At 66.8% G+C, this 23,472-nt stretch carries 20 protein-coding genes and 1 tRNA gene; 2 read left to right on the top strand and 19 right to left on the bottom strand.

Annotation, left to right across the window (positions count from 1 at the left end):
* Positions 1-60: 60 nt before the first annotated feature.
* Positions 61-136 (top strand) — tRNA-Lys (locus AC4GY7_RS00915).
* Between the two features lie 245 nt (positions 137-381).
* On the opposite strand, the gene AC4GY7_RS00910 is transcribed toward AC4GY7_RS00915, so the two are convergent.
* The 5 genes from AC4GY7_RS00910 to AC4GY7_RS00890 all read right to left on the bottom strand — a co-directional run bounded on the left by AC4GY7_RS00910 (position 382) and on the right by AC4GY7_RS00890 (position 6,529).
* A complete protein-coding gene (locus tag AC4GY7_RS00910) occupies positions 382-567 on the bottom strand; it encodes a hypothetical protein (RefSeq protein ID WP_491111516.1) in 186 nt (61 codons plus the stop codon).
* A gap of 344 nt (positions 568-911) precedes the next feature.
* Positions 912-2,930 carry a TonB-dependent receptor gene (locus AC4GY7_RS00905; protein ID WP_491111514.1) on the bottom strand — a complete coding sequence of 673 codons (2,019 nt, stop codon included), beginning with the start codon at positions 2,928-2,930 and terminating at the stop codon, positions 912-914.
* Between the two features lie 64 nt (positions 2,931-2,994).
* The gene (locus AC4GY7_RS00900; protein ID WP_491111512.1) at positions 2,995-3,351 is read right to left on the bottom strand and encodes a DUF2946 family protein; all 357 of its coding nucleotides are present in this window, start codon (positions 3,349-3,351) and stop codon (positions 2,995-2,997) included.
* Positions 3,352-3,394: 43 nt separating this feature from the next.
* Positions 3,395-5,113, bottom strand: coding sequence for an aspartyl protease family protein (locus AC4GY7_RS00895; RefSeq protein WP_491111510.1), 1,719 nt, complete (start codon positions 5,111-5,113; stop codon positions 3,395-3,397).
* Positions 5,114-5,632: 519 nt separating this feature from the next.
* Positions 5,633-6,529, bottom strand: a complete 897-nt coding sequence (locus tag AC4GY7_RS00890) for an aldo/keto reductase (protein ID WP_491111508.1) — start codon at positions 6,527-6,529, stop codon at positions 5,633-5,635.
* Between the two features lie 61 nt (positions 6,530-6,590).
* Here AC4GY7_RS00890 and AC4GY7_RS00885 point away from each other — a divergent pair, with 61 nt between their 5' ends.
* On the top strand, positions 6,591-7,949 hold the full coding sequence (locus AC4GY7_RS00885) for an FAD/NAD(P)-binding protein (protein WP_491111506.1): 1,359 nt from the start codon (positions 6,591-6,593) through the stop codon (positions 7,947-7,949).
* A gap of 6 nt (positions 7,950-7,955) precedes the next feature.
* Here the strand turns inward: AC4GY7_RS00885 and cyoD are convergent, their stop codons facing one another.
* The 14 genes from cyoD to AC4GY7_RS00815 form a co-directional block, all read right to left on the bottom strand.
* Positions 7,956-8,336: a cytochrome o ubiquinol oxidase subunit IV gene (gene cyoD, locus AC4GY7_RS00880; RefSeq protein ID WP_491111504.1), complete on the bottom strand. Its 381-nt coding sequence runs from the start codon at positions 8,334-8,336 to the stop codon at positions 7,956-7,958.
* Positions 8,333-8,956, bottom strand: coding sequence for a cytochrome o ubiquinol oxidase subunit III (gene cyoC, locus AC4GY7_RS00875; RefSeq protein WP_491111502.1), 624 nt, complete (start codon positions 8,954-8,956; stop codon positions 8,333-8,335). Before cyoC ends, cyoD begins: the two co-directional genes overlap by 4 nt.
* Complete coding sequence (gene cyoB, locus AC4GY7_RS00870; RefSeq protein ID WP_491111500.1) at positions 8,953-10,959, bottom strand: cytochrome o ubiquinol oxidase subunit I; 2,007 nt, start codon at positions 10,957-10,959, stop codon at positions 8,953-8,955. The genes cyoC and cyoB overlap by 4 nt, the downstream gene beginning before the upstream one ends.
* A 5-nt stretch (positions 10,960-10,964) precedes the next feature.
* A complete protein-coding gene (gene cyoA / locus AC4GY7_RS00865) occupies positions 10,965-11,822 on the bottom strand; it encodes a ubiquinol oxidase subunit II (RefSeq protein ID WP_491111498.1) in 858 nt (285 codons plus the stop codon).
* A 130-nt stretch (positions 11,823-11,952) separates the two neighbouring features.
* Positions 11,953-12,273 (bottom strand): GCN5-related N-acetyltransferase, encoded by a 321-nt coding sequence (locus tag AC4GY7_RS00860; protein WP_491111497.1) that lies wholly within the window; start codon positions 12,271-12,273, stop codon positions 11,953-11,955.
* Entirely contained in the window at positions 12,273-13,667 is a 1,395-nt protein-coding gene (gene lpdA, locus AC4GY7_RS00855) for a dihydrolipoyl dehydrogenase (RefSeq protein WP_491111495.1), read from the bottom strand. The genes AC4GY7_RS00860 and lpdA overlap by 1 nt, the downstream gene beginning before the upstream one ends.
* Positions 13,668-13,785: 118 nt before the next feature.
* Positions 13,786-15,024, bottom strand: a complete 1,239-nt coding sequence (gene odhB / locus AC4GY7_RS00850) for a 2-oxoglutarate dehydrogenase complex dihydrolipoyllysine-residue succinyltransferase (protein WP_491111493.1) — start codon at positions 15,022-15,024, stop codon at positions 13,786-13,788.
* A gap of 51 nt (positions 15,025-15,075) precedes the next feature.
* Positions 15,076-18,051, bottom strand: coding sequence for a 2-oxoglutarate dehydrogenase E1 component (locus AC4GY7_RS00845; RefSeq protein ID WP_491111491.1), 2,976 nt, complete (start codon positions 18,049-18,051; stop codon positions 15,076-15,078).
* Between the two features lie 155 nt (positions 18,052-18,206).
* A complete protein-coding gene (gene sucD / locus AC4GY7_RS00840) occupies positions 18,207-19,091 on the bottom strand; it encodes a succinate--CoA ligase subunit alpha (protein WP_491111489.1) in 885 nt (294 codons plus the stop codon).
* Positions 19,092-19,178: 87 nt separating this feature from the next.
* The gene (gene mdh, locus AC4GY7_RS00835) at positions 19,179-20,141 is read right to left on the bottom strand and encodes a malate dehydrogenase (protein WP_491111487.1); all 963 of its coding nucleotides are present in this window, start codon (positions 20,139-20,141) and stop codon (positions 19,179-19,181) included.
* Positions 20,142-20,268: 127 nt separating this feature from the next.
* Complete coding sequence (gene zapE / locus AC4GY7_RS00830; protein WP_491111485.1) at positions 20,269-21,369, bottom strand: cell division protein ZapE; 1,101 nt, start codon at positions 21,367-21,369, stop codon at positions 20,269-20,271.
* Positions 21,370-21,459: 90 nt separating this feature from the next.
* Positions 21,460-21,939, bottom strand: coding sequence for a PaaI family thioesterase (locus tag AC4GY7_RS00825; protein WP_491111484.1), 480 nt, complete (start codon positions 21,937-21,939; stop codon positions 21,460-21,462).
* Between the two features lie 2 nt (positions 21,940-21,941).
* The gene (locus tag AC4GY7_RS00820) at positions 21,942-22,727 is read right to left on the bottom strand and encodes a succinate dehydrogenase iron-sulfur subunit (RefSeq protein WP_491111482.1); all 786 of its coding nucleotides are present in this window, start codon (positions 22,725-22,727) and stop codon (positions 21,942-21,944) included.
* Positions 22,728-22,813: 86 nt separating this feature from the next.
* The gene (locus tag AC4GY7_RS00815; RefSeq protein ID WP_491111480.1) at positions 22,814-23,398 is read right to left on the bottom strand and encodes an ATP-dependent Clp protease proteolytic subunit; all 585 of its coding nucleotides are present in this window, start codon (positions 23,396-23,398) and stop codon (positions 22,814-22,816) included.
* Between the last annotated feature and the right edge of the window lie 74 nt (positions 23,399-23,472).

Here is a 23,472-nt window from a genome sequence, read left to right as displayed (position 1 = left end):
TTGGCCGCCTCCCGACGGGGCCGGCGCCTCTCCAAAGCGCTATCAAACAGGCCAGGTCATGGACGCATAGCTCAGTTGGTAGAGCAGCTGACTCTTAATCAGCGGGTCCTTGGTTCGAGCCCAAGTGCGTCCACCACCCTCCACCGCAGAAAACAGTCAGGCCGATTACGGTGGAGCTGCGCCTTCCGACGTGTTCCGGCGCCTCTTCCGGCATCGCTGAGGCAGACGTAGCGTCGCACACCCGACCATCGAACGTCCGCTAGTCGCCCGATCAGAACAGCCCGATAGCGGATCCGATCGCCCAGATCATGCCGCCGAACCCTGCGACGAACACGACCAGCGTCAGCCAGGCGGCGCGGCCATCGGACACCCTCTCACGTCTCATAGTTTGGGCACCGTCTGGCCGGCGGCATGCACCTCCTCCAGCGTCTCCAGGATGACGTGAAGATCGCCCGCGGTCAGCGCGCTGGCCTCGTCGACGTAATCGGTTGCCGCGAACCGCGCTGCGAACGCGTGCAGATGGTTGAGCGCGGCGCCCAGCCGGTGAGCCTGATCATGGTCTTCCATCCGGCGAACCTATGCCGCGGCATAGATCGGGTCGAGCGATAAGCGAGCATCATCAAGGCGCTAACGCCCGGTTCACTTTCATGCCTATACACTCGTGGCATGGACCCGCTTATCATCGTCCTCGTGGTGTTGGTCGTTCTGTTGGGCGTATCGATCAGAATGGCCGGGGCGGAAAAGCGTCGACGGCGACGTGCCTGGGCTGCCTATTTCCAGAAATCCGATGACGATCGGCGGAAGCGATGATCGTTCCGGGCACGAACGGTGCAACGCCCTTGCGCCCGTAAAGCACGACTTCGGCCGGAGCGGGCGCTGGGCGCACCACGCCCCGGCCGCCATTCTACCGCCTAGTGGGTCGCGAGCTTCAGCGTCACCATCAAGCGACGTCCGGGCATCACCACCTGATCCTTGTTGAGCGCGGTGGATAGGCGCTGCACGTCGTCGGTCAGGTTCTGTCCGACCAGCGCCAATTCCATATTCGGATAACGTGTGAACGGCCGCACGGCGACCTGGCCATCGAGCGACACATAGCTGGGTGTAGGCGTATCGAACACGCCCGGCTTGTCCTGCCGGCCGGCGTAAAGAAGATTGAAGCCGGCATCCAAGCGGTCGCCGGACCAGTTCAGGCCGCCGCCGACGCGATACGGCGGGATACGCGGCACGTTGTTGCCGTCGTCCAGCGTCGCGCGGGTGTAATCCGCAAGCAGGTTGAAGCGGTAGACGCCGTGCGAGTTGCGGACGAGATCGTAGCTCGCCTCCCCTTCCGCGCCGCGGAAATGCGCACCCTGCTGGCGATAGTCGAGCTGGCGCAGATCGTGGTCGTCGTCCCGAACCGCCTGGCACCCCCCGTCGTCGCTGCAATATGCTCCGGTGAGATCGCCGTAGATGTAGTTCCTGAACCAGCTGCTGTAGATGCTGCCGTCGAAGCGGAAACCGCCCGAACGGACGCGCAGCGTGCCCTCCAACGAATTGGACCGTTCGATCCGGAGATCGGGATCACCCGTTTCGAACGTATTGGGCCCGTCATGGCCACCACGCGCGAACAGTTCGGTGAGCGCCGGCGCGCGGCCGGTGCTGGAGAAGGTGGCGCCGATCCTGATCGCCGGGCTGACCGTATAGAGCGCCCCGATCGCACCGCTGAGCGGGGTATAGTCCGGCCTGACCAGCATATTCGACGCCGGCGTGCCTTGCAGGCGGACGTTCTCCACCCGGCCGCTCGCCTCGATATGAAAGCGGTCGGCAAGCCGGGTATCGGTGAACAGGTAGCCGGCGACGCTCTCCATCGTCGCGGGGAAGAGGTAGGAGCTGTCCTCGCCCACGGCCGAGAAATCGCGATGCTGGTATTCGACCCCCAGCGCCGAATTGTCGATGAAGCCGATGCGGTTGAGCAGCAGCTCGGCACGGCCATTATATTCCTTGTTGCGGAAGGTGGTGTCGATCGTGCCGTCAGGCTCCTTCTCGTCATGCGCATAGTCAGCGTAGCTGCCGTCGAGGCTGAGCGATTTCAGCAGGCCTGACTCGAGCGAGAACAGCGAGCGCGTCATCACCTTGGTCTGGCGCATGTCGATGTAGGTGGTGTCGCTGGGTATGCCGTATTGCGCGTCATATTGCGTCACCGCGACGCCGACATGGCTGTCGTGGTTGCCCCCGAAGAAATAGGACCCGCCGAGCGACCCGCCGTAGCCCTCGAAGAACGAGTTCTGTTGCACGCCCAGCGGCGTGTCATAGTCCCCCGCGTGGCGGCCGAAACCATCGGCGTGGAGCGCGAAATCCCCGACCGTCGCGTCGACCAGCGCCGCCCCCTGGTACAGGTCCGCGACCGTCCCGTAGGTGCCGTCCAGTTCGCCGCTGACGGGGGTGTCCGACAGGTGCGTGGGGACGCGGTTGTTGAGCACGTTGACCACGCCGCCGATCGCCTGGCTGCCATAGCGCAGGGTGCCGGCGCCCCGCACCACCTCGATGCTGCGCGCGGCGAGCGGGTCGATCGGGATGCCGTGATCCGGGCCGATATCGGACACGTCGGAGGAGCTGGTGCCATCCTCCAGGATGCGCACCCGGGTCGCGTCCATGCCGCGGATGATCGGACGGCTGGCCCCGGTGGCGAAGCCGGTCGCGGCGATGCCGGGCACGCGCGCCAGCGAATCGGCGATGCTGGCGCCGCCCTGGTGCAGGATGTCCTCCGCATCGACCTTGGCGGAGATCGCGGGGGTGTCGTCGCGATCGTGCTGGATCGGCGAGGCGGTGACGATGATGTCGCGGCCATTGTCGTTGCGCGCGGGAACGGGGGCGGGAGCGGTTTGCTGCGCAAACGCGCAGGCGGGCAGGAGCGCGGCGATGGCCGCGCCGACGAGGAAGGTCGAACGCATGGGGAAACTCCTGGAGCAGCACTGATGGCGACGGCCGGCACAGGACGGCAGCCGCCGGAAGGGATCAGATCGGCGCCAGGAGCGGCGGCGCGCGGCTACGCCAGCCATGGGTGTGGGCGCGCCGATCGGCGCCGGTGCGCAGGAGAACGGCTGCCGGGGTCCGCCCTCCGATCGGCGGGACCAAAGCCGGCGCGGGCGGCGGCATCAACGGCTCGGCAAGCGCCTGCGCATCGCACAGCGCACAATGCGTGTCGGCCGCAAGGTCCCCCGCCACCTCCGCGCCGACCGAATAGGCGAGGCGTTGCAGCGGATGGCGATGGGTCTGGACGATCAGCCCGTTGCCGGCGAGCGCCAGCAGCCCGAGTATGGCAAGAAGCCATGCGCGGAGCCCGGCACCGTCGATCGGACGATGATGCGTCACCGGCAGGCTTTCCCGCCGAGCGTGTGGGACCAGTCGGCGGCGTTCACATCAGCCCATAGCGCTTGGCGCGATCGGGCAGTCGCTTGTCGATCGACAGCGTTGCGGCGAGATCGCGCGCGCTTTCCGCCCCCTGCCCCAGCCGCTTTTCGGCAAGGCTGCGGCCATATAGCGACCAGGCGAGACGTGGATTGATCGCGAGCGCCGCGGTGAAGTCGGCGATCGCGCCGGCATTGTCGCCCTGCCGCAGCGCGACGAGGCCGCGGCTGTCGAGGAACGCCGGGTTGCTGCGCACCGCACGAACCGCCGCGTCGCAATCGCTGCGGGCCTTGTCGAGATCCTTGCCGGCGAGCGCCCGCGCCCAGCAGCGGCCGTTCTGCGCGCTGCTGCGATGGGCATCGTCGTGGTGGGCCGCCAGCCACAGATCGTATTGCCCGATCGCCTGGTCGAACGCATCCGCTCCCGAATACAGCTGGGCGACCTGCATGCGCTTGGCATCCTCGCGCGGCAGACGACCGGCCACGTCGTCGAGGTCGGCGATCGTGCCCGGCGCGTTGCCTGCACGCAGGCGCAGCTCCGCACGGATCAGCCGCGCCTCCACGTCCGCCGGATCCGCCGCCAAGGTCGCATCGAGGTCGTCCATCGCCAGCACGGGGCGATGCTGGGCCAGATAGGCCAACGCGCGCTGGCGGGTATAGCGCGGATCCCTGGGCGCGAGCGCGACCGCATGGCTGAAGGCGTCGATCGCCTGCGGCAGATCGCCCTGCGTCTGGAACATCGCGCCGCGGCGGCTGTAGCCGTCGGCATCGGTCGGCTGGGCAGGATCGGCCGCCCCCTGTGCGACGATCTGCGCCGCGGCATCGATATGGGTCTTCGTGTCGAACAGCTTGCCGCCGGTGTAGGTAAAGTAGATGCGGTTCTGCGTATTCGAGACGTACAGGCGATGCGAAATGAAATAGTCGGCGCCGAGCAGCATGTCGACATCCGCCCCGCCGAGGTCGGCGATGCGGAGGCGAACGTTCTGCAATTCCTCGTTGCCGATCTTCAGTGATCTGAAATGCGCGATCCAGCCGCGGGTCACATGGCTGCCGATGCCGGTGGCCCAGCCATCGGGGTCGACGCCCGGATCGCCCGGCTTCACGCCGGCCCGCGCCGCGGCACGCAAGGATATGACGGTGCTTCCCGCCCCAGTGTCGAACGCCGCGCGAAGCGGCGTGCCGTTGAGCTGGAGCGTGGCGACGGTATGTTTGACCACGGTAGCCTTGGGCTCGATCGGTACTTCGAAGAAGGGCTTGCCGTTCGTCCAATAGGCCATCGCCATCTTGCCGCAGCCTTGCGCACGGAACAATCGCACGGCGCCACCGGGCAGATCATATTCGACATCGCCGAGGCCGAGGACGTTCTGCCCCAACAATCCCGTCTGGCCGAAATCCGTACCGCCCACGATGAACTCGACGTTGGACAGATCCTGTCCGGCGAGCGTCAGGTGGCGCACCGTCGTAGCCCAGGGATTGGCGTCGCCGCCGATGCCGCTGACCCGATACCAGACCGGCAGCGACTGTTCGGGAAGCTTCATCGCCTTGGCGACGGGCGGCGCGATCATGCTGTAGAAGGCGCCGCTGTCGACGATGAATGGCGCGGGCTGACCGTTGATCTTGGTATCCACGATCGGCCGCAGGCCGTGCATGGTCACGGCGAGTTCGGCGATCTGGCCGACCTTGCAGGCCGCCGCCGCCGGTTGGGCGGCCCCGGCCGCGACGATCAAAGCTGCGATCGAACACCCGCTCCTGCGCATATGCCTGCTCCGTCCGAACGGCGCCGCCAGCGAGCCTGCCGCCGGACACCCGATCCAGTCGGTAATGGATCATCCTGACGGTAAGCTTACACGAAACGTCGGTCATGAAACAATGTCACATGACGAAATGGTTGTCGCGGACGCTTGGGACCAATCGACATTCAATCCTCCACTGCCGGGGCAGGGCTATCGCATATGGGCTGTCTAATCCGGGGTGGTGTTCCTTAATCCTCGGTCATGCCGGACTTGGTCCCGCATCCACCGTACCGCATACCCATACGCTCTTGATTTTGCGGCACGGTGGACCCCGGAACGAGTCCGGGGTGACGAAGGGTATTGGGGTAGCATGCCCCTTCACCCGAGCCCAGCAGCCGTCCTGGCGATATGCGATAGCCCTGCCTGCCAGGGGGAGGATGAAGAGGGTCCTTCATTCTGAATGTCGATCAGCCGTAAGGCGGCAGTCGCTCGGGCGGGCGGGTCGCCGGCCGATCAGGGCAGCCGGCTGCCCATGCCCGCCTCCAGCACCGCATACCATTGCGTGCGCGTCCATGTGACGCGCAATGCCCCGGCTGCGGCGGCGATCCGTTCCGCCGTTTGCGATCCGACGATCGGCACGATCCCGGCAGGATGAGCCATCGCCCAGGCCAGCGCGGCCGTGGCGGCATCGATCCCGAATGCGGCGCCATGCTCGGCGAGCAGCCGTGCGGCAGGATGCTGGCCGCTCGCCAGCCGCCCGCCACCCAGCGGCGACCAGGCGAGCACCGCGACAGCGTGGCGCATGGCATGGTCCAGCACGCCGTCGAACAGCGGCGCGGTATGGAGCGGGGAAAACTCCGGCTGGGTGCTGACGATCGGCACGTCCAGAAACGCCTGCAGCGTCTCGAACTCCGCCACGCTGTAGTTGGACACCCCGATCGCGCGCACCTTGCCGCTGTCGACCATGGCCGCGAGCGCCCCCGCCACCTCGTGCGGATGGGTGAGGACATCGCGCCGGTGAACCTGGTACAGATCGACATGGTCGATCCCCATGCGGGCAAGCGAATTGTCGAGCGCGCTCGCGAGATAGTCGGCGCCCGAATTGTAGGGGATGCCGGGGCGGATGCCGCCCTTGGTCGCGATCACCATCCGGTCGCGCAGACCGCGATCCTCGGCCAGCGCGCGGCCGAACAGCGTTTCGGCCGAGCCGAAGCCGCCCGGCGAATCGAAGCCGTAGATGTCGGCGGTATCGAACGTCGTGATCCCCGCACCGAGTGCCGCGTCGATCAGCGCGCGGGTGTGGGGCACGTCGTCGCCGGCGAGGCGCCACATGCCCCAGGCGATCGGTGAAATGGTGAGGCCGCTCTTGCCGAGGGCACGCGGTTGGTCGGATAGGCGGATCGTCGTCATTCCGGCGGCATGGCACAGGGGCGCAGCGGATGACAGGCGGCATCGGCATGGAGACGGACGCATGACGGGTGACGAGCATGTCGCGATCGTCGGCGGCGGCTTTTCGGGCACCCTGCTGGCGATCAACCTGATGCGCCACCAGGGGCCGCGCGCGACGCTGATCGAGCGCCGCGAGGGCCAGATCGCGCGCGGCGTCGCCTATGGTACCGCGCACGCCGAACATCTGCTGAACGTGCGGGCCGGCAACATGAGCGCGATTCCCGACGACCCCGGCCATTTCGTCCGCTGGCTGGAGCGGCACGATCTGGGCGGCCCCCGTACCTTCGTGCCGCGGCGGGTCTATGGCGCCTATCTTGGCGAGATGCTGGAGGAGGCGCGGGCGGCGCACGGCCCCCGGCTGACGTTGGTGGAGGGCGAGGCGGTGGCGCTGGAACGGGACGCGGGCGGATATGCGCTGCGGCTGGCGGACGGGCAGCGGATCGCCGCGACGACGGCGGTCCTGGCGCTCGGCAACCTGCCGCCGCATACGCCGGGCGGGCTCGACCCCGATGCATTGCCGGCCGACATCTATGCCGCCGACCCATGGGCGGGGGACGTTGCGGCGGGGCTGGGCGCGGACGACACGGTCGTGCTGGTCGGCAGCGGCCTCACCGCGATCGACGTCGCGCTGACGCTGGATAGCGCGGGCTTTCGCGGGCGGATGCTGGCGATCTCCCGCCGGGGGCTGTCGCCGCGCCGGCACGCGGACGGCGCGGCGCCGGCGGGGTTGCGCGAGAAGCCGGCGGGCAGCCTGTCGGCGCTCGTCGCGCATACCCGTACGCGCGCCGACGCGATCGGCTGGCGCGGCGCGGTGGACGAGCTGCGACCGGTGACGCAGATGCTGTGGGGCGGCGCGGATCAGGCGACGCGGGCCCGCTTCCTCCGGCATCTTCGCCCGTATTGGGACGTGCATCGTCACCGGCTGGCGACCGCGGTCGCCGACCGGATCGCGGCGCTAGTCGATGCAGGGCGGTTGCATTTCGCGGCAGGCAAGCTGGTGGAGGCGCAGGTGGCGCAAGGCGGCGTCGACCTGTGCTGGCGACCGCGTGGCGGCGCGGCGCAGGTCGTCACGCATGCGGCGCGGATCGTCAATTGCACGGGGCCGCAGGGCGACCTGCTGCGCTCGTCGGAGCCGCTGATCCGCCAGCTGCTCGCCGACGGCACGATCCGGCCGGACGGTTTGCGTATCGGGCTCGATGTCGACCAGCAATCGCGGGTGATCGGCGCCGACGGGACGAGCGACGACCATCTCTATTGCATCGGGCCGATGACCCGCGGCGACCTGTGGGAGGTGGTGGCGGTGCCCGATATCCGCCAGCAGAACTGGACGCTCGCCCGCCGCCTCAGCCACGCGCAATGGGTGGCGGGCGAAGGGCTGTAGCGCGCCTCACATCGGCGGCATGCCGGCGGGCATCAGGTTATGGTCGAGGTGCGCCATGATCCAGATCGAGCCGACCAGCACGAGCCCGACGATCAGCACGCCGAACGCGAGCGCCAGCACGTTGTTGGTATTGTCCGGCCCGCTGGTGACGTGGAGGAAGAAGACGAGGTGGACGCCCATCTGCGCGATCGCCAGCGCCACCAGCGCGACGGGGATCGCCGGGCCGTAGATTGCGCCGCTGCCGACCACCACGAACGAGGCGACCGTCAGGATCGCGGCGAGGACGAACCCCGCGACATAGGTGAGCACCTGGCTGCGGATGTCCTGCGCCTTGCCACCGCCTTCGCCGGGGGCGCGATCGTCGTCGAGTTCGGTATCGTCGCTCATCCTGCGACCCCCAGCAGATAGACGGTGGTGAACAGCGCCACCCAGATGATGTCGAGCGCGTGCCAGAACAGGCTGAAGCAGGCGATGCGGCGGACGATCTCCTCGCGGAAGCCTTTGGCCTGGACCTGCGCCATCATCGTCGTCAGCCACAACAGGCCGAGCGTGACGTGGACGCCGTGGCAGCCGACCAGCGCGAAGAACGCCGAGAGGAAGGCGCTGCGCTGCGGCCCATGCCCCTCGCCGATCAGCGTCAGGAACTCGTAGGCCTCCAGCGCGAGGAAGCCGGCACCGAGCAAGGCGGTGACCGCCATCGCGACCTGGAACCATCGGCGGTTCTTGGCCGCGGTGGCGATGCCGGCCATGCCGCAGGCGAAGCTGGAGGCGAGCAGCAGCGCCGTCTCGGCTCCGACCAGCGGCAATTCGACGATGTCGCGCGCCGCCGGGCCGCCTGCGGTCGCCTTCGCAAGCACGGCGTACGCGGCGAAGAAGCCCGAGAACATGATGAAATCGGTGAGCAGGAAGATCCAGAAGCCATAGGCGACGACGATCCGCTTGGGCGCAGGGCCGCGCTCGCTGGGGGCGACCTCGCCGCGGCCGAGCCGGTGGGGATCGCCGCTCATGCCGGCTGGTCCGCCGGGATGCCGAGCAGCGCCGCCTTGGCGTCGCGGCGCGCGCGGTCGAGCCTTTCCGCTTCGGCGGCGGTCACCTCGATCTCGTTCTCGTCACGCCACGCAAACACGACGAAGGTCGCCCAGGCGCCCAAGAAGCCGAGCACGAACAGCCACCAGATATGCCACACGGCGGCAAAGCCCAGTGCGGTGGTGAAGAAGGCGGTGACGAAACCCGTGGGCGAGTTGCGCGGCATGTGGAACGCCTCGTACTTCGGCTTTTCCGACAGCTCGTTGTTCTCCCGCGCTTGCCCCTTGATGCCCCAATAGGCTTCCTCGCCGGTGACGTTGGGCAGTGCCGCGAAGTTGAACGGCGGCGGCGGCGAGGTGGTGATCCATTCGAGACTGCGCCCGTCCCACGGATCGCCGCTGGTATCGGCAAGGTCCTTGCGCCGCCGGATCGAGACGTAGAGCTGCATCGCCTGTGCCGCGATCCCGCCGGCGATCAGCACCGCACCGACGGCGGCGAGGATCAGCCAGGGGTGCCAGCCGGGCACGTCGTAGTGCTGCATCCGCCGCGTCATGCCCATCAGCCCGAGAACGTAGAGCGGCATGAATGCGACGTAGAAGCCGACCACCCACAGCCAGAACGCCACCCTTCCCCACCATTCGTCGAGGCAGAAGCCGAACGCCTTGGGGAACCAGTAATTGTACGCCGCGAACGATCCGAACAGCACGCCACCGATGATGACATTGTGAAAATGCGCGACGAGGAACAGCGAATTGTGCAGCACGAAATCGGCAGGCGGCACCGCGAGCAGCACGCCGGTCATGCCGCCGATGACGAAGGTCATCATGAACGCCACCGCCCACATCATCGGCACGTGGAAGCGGATGCGGCCGCCGTACATGGTGAACAGCCAGTTGAAGACCTTCACGCCGGTCGGCACCGCGATAATCATCGTCGTGACGCCGAAGAAGCCGTTGACGTCGGCGCCAGCCCCCATGGTGAAGAAATGATGCAGCCAGACCATGAAGGAAAGGATGCAGATGACCATCGTCGCGACGATCATCGACCGGTAGCCGAACAGCGGCTTGCCCGAGAAGGTCGACACCACTTCGCTGAAGATGCCGAACGCCGGGAGGATCAGGATGTAGACCTCCGGATGCCCCCACGCCCAGATGAGGTTGACGAACATCATCTGGTTGCCGCCCGCATCGTTGGTGAAGAAGTGGAAGCCGAGATAGCGATCGAGCAGCAGCATCGCGAAGGTCGCGGTGAGAATCGGAAACGCCGCGACGATCAGCAGGTTGGAGGCGAGCGCCGTCCAGCAGAACATCGGCATCCGCGTATATCCCATCCCCGGTGCCCGCATCTTGAGGATGGTGGTGACGAGATTGACGCCGGCGAGCAGCGTGCCGACGCCGGATATCTGCAGCGCCCAGAGATAGTAATCGACGCCGACGCCCGGTGAGAAGCGCAGCTCCGACAGCGGCGGATAGGCCAGCCAGCCGGTCTTCGCGAATTCGCCGACGACCAGGCTGACGTTGACGAGCAGCGCCCCGCTCGCGGTCAGCCAGAAACTGACGTTGTTGAGCGTCGGGAAGGCGACATCGCGCACGCCCAGTTGCAGCGGCACGACGAAGTTCATGATGCCGATGACGAACGGCATCGCCACGAAGAAGATCATGATCGTGCCGTGCGCGGAAAAGATCTGATCGTAATGTTCAGGCGGCAGATAGCCGCCATTGCCGTAGGCGATCGCCTGCTGGCTGCGCATCATCGCGGCATCGACGAAGCCGCGGACCAGCATCACGAGCGCGAAGATGCAATACATCACGCCGATGCGCTTGTGATCGACCGAGGTGATCCATTCCCGCCACAGATAGGGGATGTGCCCCGCACGCCACGTCCAGATCAGCACCGCCAGCAGGGCGGTGCCGACGATGCCGGCGGCGATCAGCGGTATCGGTTGATCCCAGGGGATGGAATGGAGGGTGAGCTTGCCGAACATCCGTATCAGCCCTCCCGCCCGCCGTTGTCGACCTCATGCACCGGTGCGCCCGCCTGCCGGACGGCGGCGGCGAAGAAGCCGGGCGGCACGCTGCCATAGGTGAAGGGGGCGAGATTGCCCTTCTGCCTGGCCAGCGCGAGATAGGTCTGCCCGTTCAGCGCGGGCCCCTGCCCACGAGTGTCGGCCACCCAGGTCTGGAAGCGCTGCGGCGGCACGGCATCGACCACGAAGTCCATGTCGGAAAATCCCTCGCCACTGTAATGGGCGGACAGGCCGTGGAAGCGGCCTGGCCGGTCGGCCATCAGGTGAAGCTTCGCCTCCATCCCCGCCATGGCGTAGATCTGGCTGCCCAGTTGCGGCACGAAGAAGCTGTTCATGACGGTGGCCGACGTGATGTGGAATTCGACCGGCGTACCCGCCGGGATGACGAGGCGATTGACGCTGGCGATCCCCTGCTCCGGGTAGACGAAGAGCCATTTCCAATCGAGCGCGATGACCTGGATGGTGATCGGGCGCTGCCTGGAGGCGATCGGGCGTTGCGGATCGAGCTGATGACTGGCGATCCACCCCATGCCGCCGAGGAAGATGATGACCAGCAACGGCACTGACCAGACGAGCAGTTCGAGCTTTCCCGAATAGGACCATTCGGGCAGGTGCCTGGCCCTGCGGTTCGATGCGCGGAACCACCAGGCGAATACGGCGGTCGCGACGATCACCGGCACCACGATACCGAGCATCACCGCCAGCGAGTTGATAAGCAGCGTCTTTTCCCCGGCCGCGACGGGGCCGGCGGGGTCGAGCAGCGCCGGCGCACATCCTGCGCAGGCAAGCACCGCTGCAACGCAGGCGGCGGGTTTCAACATGGCAACGGCTTCAGGCAGGTCATCGATCCCTTTCGGGAGCCGCGGTGACGGTTCTCCCTTACCCCCCGCAACGTGTGGATGGGGCAGAGGCTCCAGCTATGTTACGGAATATTGCGGCGTTCCCGACCGTTCACGCCCGCTTCCGCGCCCATCGCCATGCAAGCGACCGACGGTTCAGCGCGACCAGATCGGCGTCGCCCGCGGCCACTGCCCGGCCCAGCGTCACTGCCCGTTCCAGCACATCGAGCGCGATGAAGCGATAGGCCGGGCGCTCCGCCACGGCATCATACCAGACGCCTCCTGCCGCGGCGTCGAAAAGAATCCGCTGGAAGCAATGATCCGCATGCACCGGCCACGAACGAAGACCCGCAAGACCGGGCAAGGTCTCGCGGGTCAGCATCAGCCATTCGGCCTCCAGCGCGGCGCGATCGGGGATCGCGCGCGCCGTCATCAGATGTGGATCGGCTTGCCCGTCACCGCCATCGCGGCTTCCTTGATCGCCTCCGAATGGGTCGGATGGGCGTGGCAGGTGTAGGCGATATCCTCGCTGGTCGCGCCGAACTCCATCGCCTGCGCCGCCTGCGCGATCATCGTGCCGGCGACGCTGGCGATCGCCCACACGCCGAGCACGCGGTCGGTCTTGGCATCCGCGATGATCTTCACGAAGCCGTCGGGCTCGTGGTTGGTCTTGGCGCGGCTGTTCGCCATCATCGGGAACTTGCCGACCTTCACCTCACCCCTGGCCTTCGCGGCCTCTTCGGTCAGGCCGACACCGGCGAATTCGGGCATGGTGTAGACGACGCTTGGAATGATGTCGTGGTTCACGATGCCGGTGAGGCCGGCGATGTTCTCGGCGACCGCGATGCCTTCGTCCTCGGCCTTGTGCGCGAGCATCAGGCCGGGCGCGACGTCGCCGATCGCCCAGATACCGGGCACGCCGGTGGCGAAGTCGTGATCGATATCCACCTGCCCGCGGGCATTGACCGACAGGCCGGCCGCTTCGAGATTGAGGCCGTCGGTATTGGGCTTGCGGCCGATGGCGAGCAGCACGACATCCGCCTCGATCGTCTCGGCCGCGCCACCGGCGGCGGGCTCGACCGTCAGCGTCGCCGCATCGCCCTTGACGGCGACGCCGGTGACCTTGGTCGACAGCTTGAAGTCGATACCCTGCTTCTTGAAGATCTTCTGCGCTTCCTTGCGCACGTCACCATCGAAGCCGGGCAGGATCTGATCGAGATATTCGACCACCGTCACCTTGGCGCCCAGGCGCCGCCAGACGCTGCCGAGTTCCAGCCCGATGACGCCGCCGCCGATGACCACCAGATGCTGCGGCACCTTCGCCAGTTCGAGCGCACCGGTGCTGTCGACGACGACCTTCTGGTCGACCTCGACACCCGGCAACGGCGTGACCGACGAACCCGTGGCGATGACGATGTTCTTGGCGCGAACCGTCTGGCCGGCAACCTCGACACTGTCCTTGCCGGTGAAGCTGGCGCGGCCCTTCAGCCAGGTGACCTTGTTCTTCTTGAACAGATATTCGATGCCGCCGGTCAGCTGCTTCACCGCGTCGCGGCGCTGGCCGTGCATCGCCTCGAGATCGAGCTCGACGCCGGTCGCCTTGATGCCCAGCTTCGCGAAGGCACCGCCCGCGACGCCTTCGAAATATTCCGACGCGTGCAGCATCGCCTTGGATGGAATGCAGCCGACGTTGAGGCAGGTGCCGCCCAGCGTCTCGCGGCTTTCCGCACAGGCGGTCTTGAGGCCAAGCTGCGCTGCGCGGATGGCCGCGACATAGCCGCCGGGGCCGGCCCCGATCACGAGGACATCATAGTCGTAGTCTGCCATCACCAACTCCGTTCGCCCTGAGCCTGTCGAAGGGCCGTTCTTCTTTCAACAACCGTTCAAGAAGACAGGGCTTCGACAGGCTCGGCCCGAACGGAAGATAGGTGCAGCGTGCGCGCGGTTACAGGTCGATCAGGATGCGCGTCGGGTCCTCGATTGCATTCTTGAGCGCGACGAGGAAGGTCACCGCCTCGCGGCCGTCGATCAGGCGGTGATCGTAGGAGAGCGCGAGGTACATCATCGGACGCACCACGACCTGGCCGTTCACCACCACCGGGCGATCCTCGATGCGGTGAAGACCGAGCACCGCGGACTGCGGCGGGTTGATGATCGGGGTCGACATCAGGCTGCCGAACACGCCGCCGTTGGAGATGGTGAAGGTGCCGCCCTTCATCTCGTCCATCTTCAGCGTGCCGTCCTTGGCGCGACGACCGAAATCGCCGATCGTCTTTTCGATGCCGGCGACCGACAGGTCCTGCGCGTCGCGGATAACGGGGACGACCAGCCCGTTGGGCGCGCTGACCGCGACCGAGATGTCGGCGTAATCGTGGTAGACGATCTCGTCGCCCTCGATCGAGGCATTGACCGACGGGATGTCCTTCAGCGCCATGGTCGCGGCCTTCACGAAGAAGCCCATGAAGCCGAGGCGGACGCCGTGCTTCTTCTCGAACAGGTCCTTGTACTTGGCGCGCGCCTCGATCACCGCGGTCATGTCGACGTCGTTGAACGTCGTCAGCATCGCGGCGGTGTTCTGCGCTTCCTTGAGGCGCTTGGCGATCGTCTGGCGCAGGCGCGTCATCTTGACGCGCTCTTCCTTGCGGCCGGCGGCAGGCGCCGTCGCTGCCGCAGGGGCAGCCGTCGGTGCCTGCGCGCTCGCGGCCGGCTTGGCGGCGGCAGCGGCGGCGACGTCTTCCTTGGTGATGCGGCCGTCCTTGCCGGTGCCGGTGATCGACGCCGGATCGAGGCCGTATTCCAGCACCGCGCGGCGCACCGACGGAGAGAGCGCGGCGGGCGAATCGCTGTTCGCGTCCGGCTGCGGCGCCGGAGCGGGGGCTGGGGCAGGCGCAGGAGTGGCCGCGGGAGCCGGCGTCGGCGTCGGCGTGGGGGCGGCGGCCGATCCGTCACCCGCCTCGATCGTCGCGAGCATCGCGCCGACCTGCACCGTATCGCCGACCTGCACGGCATATTGGCCCATCACGCCGGCCACCGGCGACGGCACCTCGACCGACACCTTGTCGGTTTCGAGGCTGGCGATCGGCTCATCCGCCTTCACCGCGTCGCCCGGCTTCTTCAGCCATTCGCCGACGGTGGCTTCGGTGATCGATTCGCCCAGAACGGGAACGGTGACTTCGGTTGCCATCTCTTGCATCCTTCTCCCCGGGGAGGCGGGGTCTTCGACGGGGAAAGTGGGTTAGCTGCTCGGGGCCTGGGTCGGCCGCGCGGTGGTGGTGGAGCCTTCGCTGCGGGTGCGGCGGATCTCCTCGCGGACATTGTGACCGAGCGCGTCGGCGACCAGCGCACCCTGTTCGGCGGTGTGCCGCTTCATCAGGCCGGTGGCAGGCGAAGCGGCGGCGGCACGGCCGGCATAGCGCGCCCGTTTGACCGCGCAGTTCGCCGCATCGAGCGATTCCTCGATCAGCGGCTCGACGAAGAACCAATAGCCGTTGTTCTTCGGCTCTTCCTGCGCCCACACCACGTCGGTGAGGTTGGGCATGCGTGCGATCCGGCGGGCGAGTGCATCGCCGGGGAACGGATAGAGCTGCTCGATCCGCACGATCTGCGTATCGGTGTCGCCTGCCGCGTTGCGCGCCTCGATCAGGTCGTAGGCGACCTTGCCGGTGCACAGCACCAGCCGCCTAGTGTCCGCATCCGCCGCGCCGTTGGTGTCGGAGAGGATGCGCTTGAAGTGGCTATCGCCCTGGAAATCCGCCGCGGCCGACACCGCCAGCTTATGGCGGAGCAGCGACTTGGGCGTCATCACGATCAGGGGTTTACGGAAGTTGCGGTGCATCTGCCGGCGCAGCAGGTGGAAATAGTTCGCCGGCGTCGTGCAGTTCGCGACCTGGATATTGTCCTGCGCGCACAGTTGCAGGAAGCGCTCGGGGCGCGCCGAGCTATGCTCGGGCCCCTGCCCTTCGTAGCCGTGCGGCAGCAGCATCACCAGGCCATTGGCGCGCAGCCACTTGGCCTCGCCGCTGGCGATGAACTGGTCGATCATGATCTGCGCGCCGTTGACGAAATCGCCGAACTGCGCCTCCCACATCACCAGCGTCTTGGGGTCGGCGAGCGCATAGCCATATTCGAAGCCGAGCACGCCATATTCCGACAGCGGGCTGTCGAGCACCTCGAACCGGCCATGTTCGACCGTGGTCAGCGGCACGTACTTGTGCTCGTCGGTCTGGTCGACCCACACGGCATGGCGCTGGCTGAACGTGCCGCGCCCGGAATCCTGCCCCGACAGGCGGACGCCATAGCCCTCCGACAGCAGCGAACCGAAGGCCAGCGCCTCGCCGGTCGCCCAGTCGAAATTTGCACCCGACTTGAACATCTGGCGCTTGGCATCGAGCACGCGGGCGAGCGTCTTGTGGATCTGGATGCCCTCCGGCACCGTCGTCAGCGTCCGGCCGAGTGCGTCGAACAGCTTGAGTTCGATGCCGGTCTCGACATTGCGGCGCTCGCTGCCGCCATCGGTCGGCGCGGACAGGCCGGTCCAGCGGCCGGCGAACCAATCCGCCTTGTTGGGCTTGTAGCCCGCCCCCGCCTCGAACTCGCCTTCGAGCAGCGTCGTGAACTGATGCACCTTTTCATCGATCCACGCCTGGTCGACGACGCCTTCCTGGATCAGGCGCTTGCCGTAGATTTCGCTGACACCGGGGTGCTGGCGGATCTTGTTGTACATCAGCGGCTGGGTGAAGCCCGGCTCGTCGCCCTCATTGTGGCCGAAGCGGCGATAGCACCACATGTCGATCACGATGTCGCGATGGAACTTCTGGCGGAACTCGATCGCCATCTTGGTGGCGAAGGTCACCGCCTCGGGATCGTCACCGTTGACGTGGAAGACGGGCGCCTGCACCCCCTTCGCCACATCCGAGGGATAGGGCGAGGAACGGGCGAACTGCGGGCTGGTGGTGAAGCCCACCTGGTTGTTGATAATAAAGTGGACGCAGCCGCCGGTATTGTAGCCGCGGATGCCGGAGAAACCGAGGCATTCCCACACGATCCCCTGCCCCGCGAACGCCGCGTCGCCGTGGATCAGCACGGGCAGCGCGCCGGTGTGTTCCTTGAGGTCGTTGGCGATGGTCTGGATCGCGCGCGTCTTGCCGAGCACCACCGGGTCGGCGGCCTCGAGGTGTGACGGATTGGCGACCAGGCTCATGTGCACCTTGTGCCCGTCGAACTCGCGGTCGGTGGAGGTGCCGAGGTGATACTTCACGTCGCCCGAGCCGCCGATCTCGTCGGGCTGCGCCGAGCCGCCGGCGAATTCGTGGAAGATAACGCGCAGCGGCTTCGCCATGACGTTGGCGAGCACGTTCAGCCGGCCGCGGTGTGCCATGCCGTACACGATCTCGCGCACGCCGGCCTGACCGCCGTACTTGATGACGCTTTCGAGCGCCGGGATCATGCTCTCGCCGCCGTCGAGGCCGAAGCGCTTCGTCCCGACGTATTTCTTGCCGAGGAACTTCTCCCACTGCTCGGCCTCGATGACCTTGCTGAGGATCGCGCGCTTGCCGTCGGTGCTGAACTCGATCGCCTTGTCCTTGCCCTCCATGCGGTCCTGCAGGAAGCGGCGCTCCTCGACATCGACGATGTGCATGTATTCGAGGCCGACATTGCCGCAATAGTTGCGACGCAGCGTGTCGACGAGCTCGCGCACGGTCGCCCATTCGAAGCCCAGCGTACCGCCGAGGTAGACCGGACGATCGATATCGGCGTCGGTGAAGCCATGATATTCGGTGCGCAGATCCTCGGGCATGTCGCGGTGCGACAGGCCGAGCGGATCGAGATTGGCGGCGAGGTGGCCGCGGACGCGATAGGTGCGGACCAGCAGCTGCGCGCGGATCGCGTCGCCCGCCGCCTTGATGATATCCTCCTTGGACGGTGCGGCGCCGGCTGCGGGCGCGGGCTTGCCGCCACCCTTGGCAGGCTTGGGCGCGGGCTCCATCTGGGTCGGATCAAGCCCGGCAGTCAGGTCGTCGGTCGTCGTTAGCGGCCAGCGCTTGTTGGTCCAGCTCGGGCCACCCGTGCCGGCCTCAAGGCCTTCGAAGAAGCTGCGCCAGCCGAGGTCGACCGACGACTGGTCAGCCTGGTATCTGGCGTAGAGCGCTTCGATGAACGCCGGGCTGACGCCTGCGGCGATGTCGCTGAAATCCTGACCTTCGTAGCCCATGGTCTTTGTCCTATACCCTTCTCCCATCGGGAGACGGAGGGGCCCGCCCGCGTCAGCGGGTGGGAGGATGAGGGTGAGCGTGGCGCGACACCCTCACCCTTCCGCCGTCCTGCGGACGGCTTCCTCCCTCTCCCGGTGGGAGAGGGAGATATGCGTTAGCCGTTCAGCACCTGGAGCAGGGTCGAACCCAGCTCCGAAGGGCTGGCTGCAACCTTGATGCCGGCGGCTTCCATCGCCGCGATCTTGCTCTCGGCATCGCCCTTGCCGCCCGACACGATCGCGCCGGCGTGGCCCATGCGGCGTCCGGGAGGCGCGGTACGGCCGGCGATGAAGCCCGCCATCGGCTTCTTGCGACCGCGCTTCGCCTCGTCGATCAGGAATTGCGCCGCCTGCTCTTCCGCATCGCCGCCGATTTCGCCGATCATGATGATCGACTGGGTTTCGTCGTCGGCGAGGAACAGTTCCAGCACGTCGATGAAGTTGGTGCCGTTGACCGGATCGCCGCCGATGCCGACCGCGGTGGTCTGGCCGAGCCCTGCGCTCGAAGTCTGGAACACCGCCTCATAGGTCAGCGTACCCGAGCGCGACACGACGCCGACGGAGCCCTTCTTGAAGATCGAGCCCGGCATGATGCCGATCTTGCACTCGCCCGGCGTCAGCACGCCCGGGCAGTTCGGCCCGATCAGACGCGACTTCGAACCCGAGAGGGCGCGCTTCACCCTGACCATGTCGAGCACCGGAATGCCTTCGGTGATCGCGACGATCAGCGGGATCTCGGCGTCGATCGCTTCCAGGATCGAATCCGCGGCGAAGGGGGGCGGCACGTAGATCACCGAGGCATCGGCGCCGGTCTTCGACTTGGCTTCGGCAACCGTGTTGAACACCGGCAGGCCGAGGTGCTCGCTGCCGCCCTTGCCCGGCGTCACGCCGCCGACCATCTGCGTGCCGTAATCCAGCGCCGCCTTGGTGTGGAAGCTGCCGGTTTCACCGGTCATGCCCTGGGTGATGACCTTGGTGTTCTTGTTGACGAGGATGCTCATGCGGGCTCCTGAAATGGAAACACCCTCGCCGCAGGCGAGGGGCAAAACGAGGCACGGACGGTCCGATGCCGCCCGTGCCGAAAGTCCTTAGTTCAGCGTGCTGTCGATGCCCTTGCAGGCGACCAGCAGTTCCTTGACCGCGTCGACCGACACCTGCAGGTTCGCCTTCGCCTCGTCGGACAGCTTGACCTCGACGATCTTCTCGACGCCGTTGGCGCCGATCACGACCGGCACGCCGACGTACAGGTTGTCGATGCCATACTCACCCGACAGGTGCGCGGCGGCCGGCAGGATGCGCTTCTGGTCGTACAGATAGGCTTCGGCCATCGCGATGCCGCTGGTGGCGGGCGCGTAATAGGCCGAGCCGGTCTTGAGCAGCGCGACGATCTCGCCGCCGCCACCACGGGTGCGCTTGATGATCTCGTCGACCTTCTCCTGCGTGGAGAAGCCCATCTCGATCAGGTCGCTGACCGGGATGCCGCTGACCGTCGAATATTCCAGCACCGGCACCATCGTGTCGCCGTGGCCGCCGAGCACGAAGGTGTTCACGTCCTTCACCGACACGCCGAACTCCTCGGCCAGGAAGTGGCTGAAGCGCGCGCTGTCGAGCACGCCCGCCATGCCGACGACCTTGTTGTGCGGCAGGCCGGAGAATTCACGCAGCGCCCAGACCATGGCATCGAGCGGGTTGGTGATGCAGATGACGAATGCGTCGGGGGCGTTGGCGGCGATCCCCTCGCCGACCGCCTTCATCACCTTGAGGTTGATGCCGAGCAGGTCGTCGCGGCTCATGCCGGGCTTGCGCGCGACACCGGCGGTGACGATGATGACGTCCGCACCCGCGATATCGGCATAGTCGTTGGAGCCCTTGATGTTCGCATCGAAGCCCTCGACCGGTCCGCACTGCGACAGATCCAGCGCCTTGCCCTGCGGCACGCCCTCGACCACGTCGAACAGCACGATGTCGCCGAGGCCCTTCAACGCCGCGAGGTGCGCGAGCGTGCCGCCGATGTTGCCGGCGCCGATCAGCGCGATCTTCTTGCGAGCCATCCAATCCTTCTCCGTAAGGCCCCATCGGGGGCGGAATTGGTCACGCCGACTACGCCCCTTTTCCGCGTCCGGCAACCGCTAAACGCTCCCTCGACCGGCTTTCTTTGATAATGGTTCGCAGGTGCAATTAGCCCGTGCCATGCCCTTCGCCGAGGTACCTGTCGGAGCGCATCTCCTCAAGCCGGCTGACGGTGCGCTGGAACTCGAAGCGGCCGTCGCCGTCGGGATAGAGCGCGTCCGGCTCGGCATCGGCGGCGGCGAGCAGCTTCACCTTGTGTTCGTACAAGGCATCGATCAGCGCGACGAACCGGGCGGCCTCGTTGCGGTTTTCCGGCCCGAGCTGCGGGATGCCGACGAGGATCACGGTGTGGAAGCGCCGGGCGACGGCGAGATAGTCGGCCGCCCCCCGCGCCTCGCCGCACAGCTTCTTGAACGAGAAGACAGCGACGCCCTTCAGCGCCTTGGGGACGTGCAGCGTGCGGCCCTGCACGATGAGGTCTTCCGACGGGATCGGCTCGGTCACCTCATGGTCGGTGAGGCGGAAGAAGGCGGCCGACAGGTTCGCGGTCGCCTCCGGCCCATTGGGCACCAGCCAAGTGTTCTGCTGGCCGAGCCGGTCACGACGATAGTCGATCGGGCCGTTCAGCGTGACCACATCCAGCCGCGCCTCGATCAGCGCGATGAAGGGCAGAAAATGCTCGCGGTTGAGGCCGTTGCGATACAGATCGGCAGGCGCGCGGTTGGAGGTGGTGACGACGGTGACGCCGGCCTCCAGCAGCGCGGTGAACAGCCGGCTGAGGATCATCGCATCGGGGGAGTTGGTGACCATCATTTCGTCGAAGGCCAGCAGGCGCGTTTCCTCGGCGAGCGCGGCGGCGACGGGGGCGATCGGGTCGCCTGCCTCCTTGCGGCGTTCGATGGCGATGCGGCCGTGGACCTCCAGCATGAACTCCGAGAAATGGACACGCCGCTTCCTCCCGACCGCGACGTTGGCGAAGAAGAGGTCCATCAGCATCGACTTGCCTCGGCCGACGTCGCCGAACATGTAGACGCCGCGCGCAACCGGTGCGCCGCGGCCGGTCAGGCGAGCGATGAGGCCTTTCCTCACCGGGGCCTCCAGCGTGACGGCGAGCGCATCGAGGCGGATCGCGGCGGCGCGTTGCTCCGCATCGGGGCGCAGTTCGCCCGCGGCGATCAACGCGTCATAGGCTGCGAGGACTTGGGACATCACGATGCTCCTGCGAACGCCAGAGCCCGGGATCACGGGCAGCGGCGTTCGTGGGTCTGGGTTCCTGCATGCGCAGGACCACGGGATAGATCAGTGCGGCGCCGGCGGCGTCGATTTCCGCAGCGTAGCGGTGAAGCTGGCGATCGTCGGCGCACCGTCCTGTACCACCAAGCCGCGCAGGAAGAGCAGGCGCCCGGTTTCGCGGAGCAGCTCGATCCGCGCCTCCAGCGGCTCGCCGATCGTGCCGCCGCCGATGAATTGCGCCGACAGGTCGAGCGTCACCGCGCCCCCTGCCCCCAACACGTCGAGCCCCCGCGCTGCGGCGAACAGCGCCACGTCCATGAAGCCGAGCAAGGCACCGCCATGGACATGGTCGCGCATATTGGAATGCCGGCGCTGCGGCAGCATACGGACGCGGGCGATATCGCCCTCGACCCGGACATGCAGCGGTTCAAGGAAGGCGTTATACCGCGTCGCGTCGCGGAACTGCCACCGGCTCCAGCCGGGCAGGTCGGGATCGTCCGCGTAGACGAAGGCGGGCGCGGTGGCCGGGGCGTCCTGCTCGCTCACGCTTACAGGATGCGCTCGGCTTCCATCTTCTTGATCTCGGCGATCGCTTTGGCCGGGTTCAGACCCTTGGGGCAGGTGTTCGCGCAGTTCATGATCGTGTGGCAACGATACAGGCGGAACGGATCCTCCAGCTGGTCAAGCCGCTCGCCGGTCATCTCGTCGCGGCTGTCGGCCAGCCACCGATAGGCCTGGAGCAGGATCGCCGGCCCCAGGAACTTGTCGGCATTCCACCAATAGCTGGGGCAGGAGGTCGAGCAGCAGGCGCACAGGATGCACTCGTACAGGCCGTCGAGCTTGGCGCGATCCTCGGGCGACTGGAGCCGCTCCTTGCCCGAGGGCGGCGGGCTGACCGTCTGCATCCACGGCTTGATCGAGCTGTATTGCGCATAGAAGTGCGTGAAATCGGGGACGAGGTCCTTGATGACGTCCATCGCCGGCAGCGGCGTGATCTTCACCTCGCCCTTCACGTCCTCGATCGCCGTCGTGCAGGCAAGGCCGTTGCGGCCGTCGATGTTCATCGAGCACGACCCGCAGATGCCCTCGCGGCACGAGCGGCGGAAGGTCAGCGAGCTGTCCTGCTCCGCCTTCATCTTGATGAGCGCGTCGAGCACCATCGGACCGCATTCGTCGAGGTTGATCTCGAACGTGTCGTAACGCGGGTTTTCGGCGGTGTCGGGATCGTAGCGATAGACCTTGAAGGTCTTGATCCGCTTGGCGTCCCCGGTCGCTTTGTGGACCTTGCCCTTTGCCTTGACCTTGCTGTTCTTGGGCAGGGTGAACTCGGCCATTGCCGCAACGCTCCTTCAAATGCTGCGCCTGCGGTTATGCCTGTCGGACCGTGGACGCAACCCCCCGTAGCGCTTGGAACCCGCGCCTAGATGACGTCGAGCACCAGTCCGCGGGCGCGCGCCTCGTCGGCTTCGATATACCAGTTGGACGGAGCCTTGGCCTGCAACTCGTCGAACGTGACCGACGAGCCGCGGACGATGTCGCGGAAGCCCTCTTCCTGGATGCGGATCGATTCCTCGATCTCGTGCAGCTTGGCCTTCAGCAAGGCCGGCAGCGTGGTGAGCGGGCCGGAGAGGTTGACCGTGGAGGTCATGGCGCGCTCGTGCAGCATCAGCCGGGTGCCACGGGTGAGGAAACGCTTTTCGACCGGGAAGGCAGACATGAAGGTCGCGCCGGCGGAATAGACCGCGACCTTGCCGAGGAACAGCGCCTCCCGCCCCGTATAATCGCGCAGCAGGCGGATATCGTCGCCCATCGCCCGCCCCATCTCCGGGTCGCCGCCGAGCGTGGTGATCGATACGACGAGCGGCCCGTCGCGTGGCGCATCGGCCAGCTGCGTCTTGAAGCGGGCGTACATCATGTCGTCCACCGTGCCGTGGAGCTGGATGTGCGGAAACGACAGCAGCGGATATTTGCTGGCGGCGGTGGCGATGGCTTCGGGATCGGTCATGGCGCGGCGAACCGCCGCGCTGCGACAAAGTTCCGAACCGGGCGGGCTTCACCCGGCTGGAACCGCAGCGGCGC

The organism is Sphingomonas sp. SP5, from assembly GCF_058313455.1.
The sequence above is the reverse complement of the archived record's forward strand: the minus strand, read 5'-3'. Positions and strand labels throughout refer to the sequence as shown.

What these genes read in the sequence shown, in the direction of transcription:
- AC4GY7_RS00845 (WP_491111491.1), bottom strand. Translation starts at nt 18,051, where the DNA reads ATGGGCTACGAAGGTCAGGATTTCAGCGACATCGCCGCAGGCGTCAGC.
- AC4GY7_RS00905 (WP_491111514.1), bottom strand. Translation starts at nt 2,930, where the DNA reads ATGCGTTCGACCTTCCTCGTCGGCGCGGCCATCGCCGCGCTCCTGCCC.
- AC4GY7_RS00820 (WP_491111482.1), bottom strand. Translation starts at nt 22,727, where the DNA reads ATGGCCGAGTTCACCCTGCCCAAGAACAGCAAGGTCAAGGCAAAGGGC.
- AC4GY7_RS00860 (WP_491111497.1), bottom strand. Translation starts at nt 12,273, where the DNA reads ATGACGGCGCGCGCGATCCCCGATCGCGCCGCGCTGGAGGCCGAATGG.
- cyoD (WP_491111504.1), bottom strand. Translation starts at nt 8,336, where the DNA reads ATGAGCGACGATACCGAACTCGACGACGATCGCGCCCCCGGCGAAGGC.
- AC4GY7_RS00815 (WP_491111480.1), bottom strand. Translation starts at nt 23,398, where the DNA reads ATGACCGATCCCGAAGCCATCGCCACCGCCGCCAGCAAATATCCGCTG.
- AC4GY7_RS00910 (WP_491111516.1), bottom strand. Translation starts at nt 567, where the DNA reads ATGGAAGACCATGATCAGGCTCACCGGCTGGGCGCCGCGCTCAACCAT.
- AC4GY7_RS00885 (WP_491111506.1), top strand. Translation starts at nt 6,591, where the DNA reads ATGACGGGTGACGAGCATGTCGCGATCGTCGGCGGCGGCTTTTCGGGC.
- AC4GY7_RS00890 (WP_491111508.1), bottom strand. Translation starts at nt 6,529, where the DNA reads ATGACGACGATCCGCCTATCCGACCAACCGCGTGCCCTCGGCAAGAGC.
- odhB (WP_491111493.1), bottom strand. Translation starts at nt 15,024, where the DNA reads ATGGCAACCGAAGTCACCGTTCCCGTTCTGGGCGAATCGATCACCGAA.
- cyoC (WP_491111502.1), bottom strand. Translation starts at nt 8,956, where the DNA reads ATGAGCGGCGATCCCCACCGGCTCGGCCGCGGCGAGGTCGCCCCCAGC.
- lpdA (WP_491111495.1), bottom strand. Translation starts at nt 13,667, where the DNA reads ATGGCAGACTACGACTATGATGTCCTCGTGATCGGGGCCGGCCCCGGC.
- mdh (WP_491111487.1), bottom strand. Translation starts at nt 20,141, where the DNA reads ATGGCTCGCAAGAAGATCGCGCTGATCGGCGCCGGCAACATCGGCGGC.
- sucD (WP_491111489.1), bottom strand. Translation starts at nt 19,091, where the DNA reads ATGAGCATCCTCGTCAACAAGAACACCAAGGTCATCACCCAGGGCATG.
- cyoA (WP_491111498.1), bottom strand. Translation starts at nt 11,822, where the DNA reads ATGTTGAAACCCGCCGCCTGCGTTGCAGCGGTGCTTGCCTGCGCAGGA.
- cyoB (WP_491111500.1), bottom strand. Translation starts at nt 10,959, where the DNA reads ATGTTCGGCAAGCTCACCCTCCATTCCATCCCCTGGGATCAACCGATA.
- zapE (WP_491111485.1), bottom strand. Translation starts at nt 21,369, where the DNA reads ATGTCCCAAGTCCTCGCAGCCTATGACGCGTTGATCGCCGCGGGCGAA.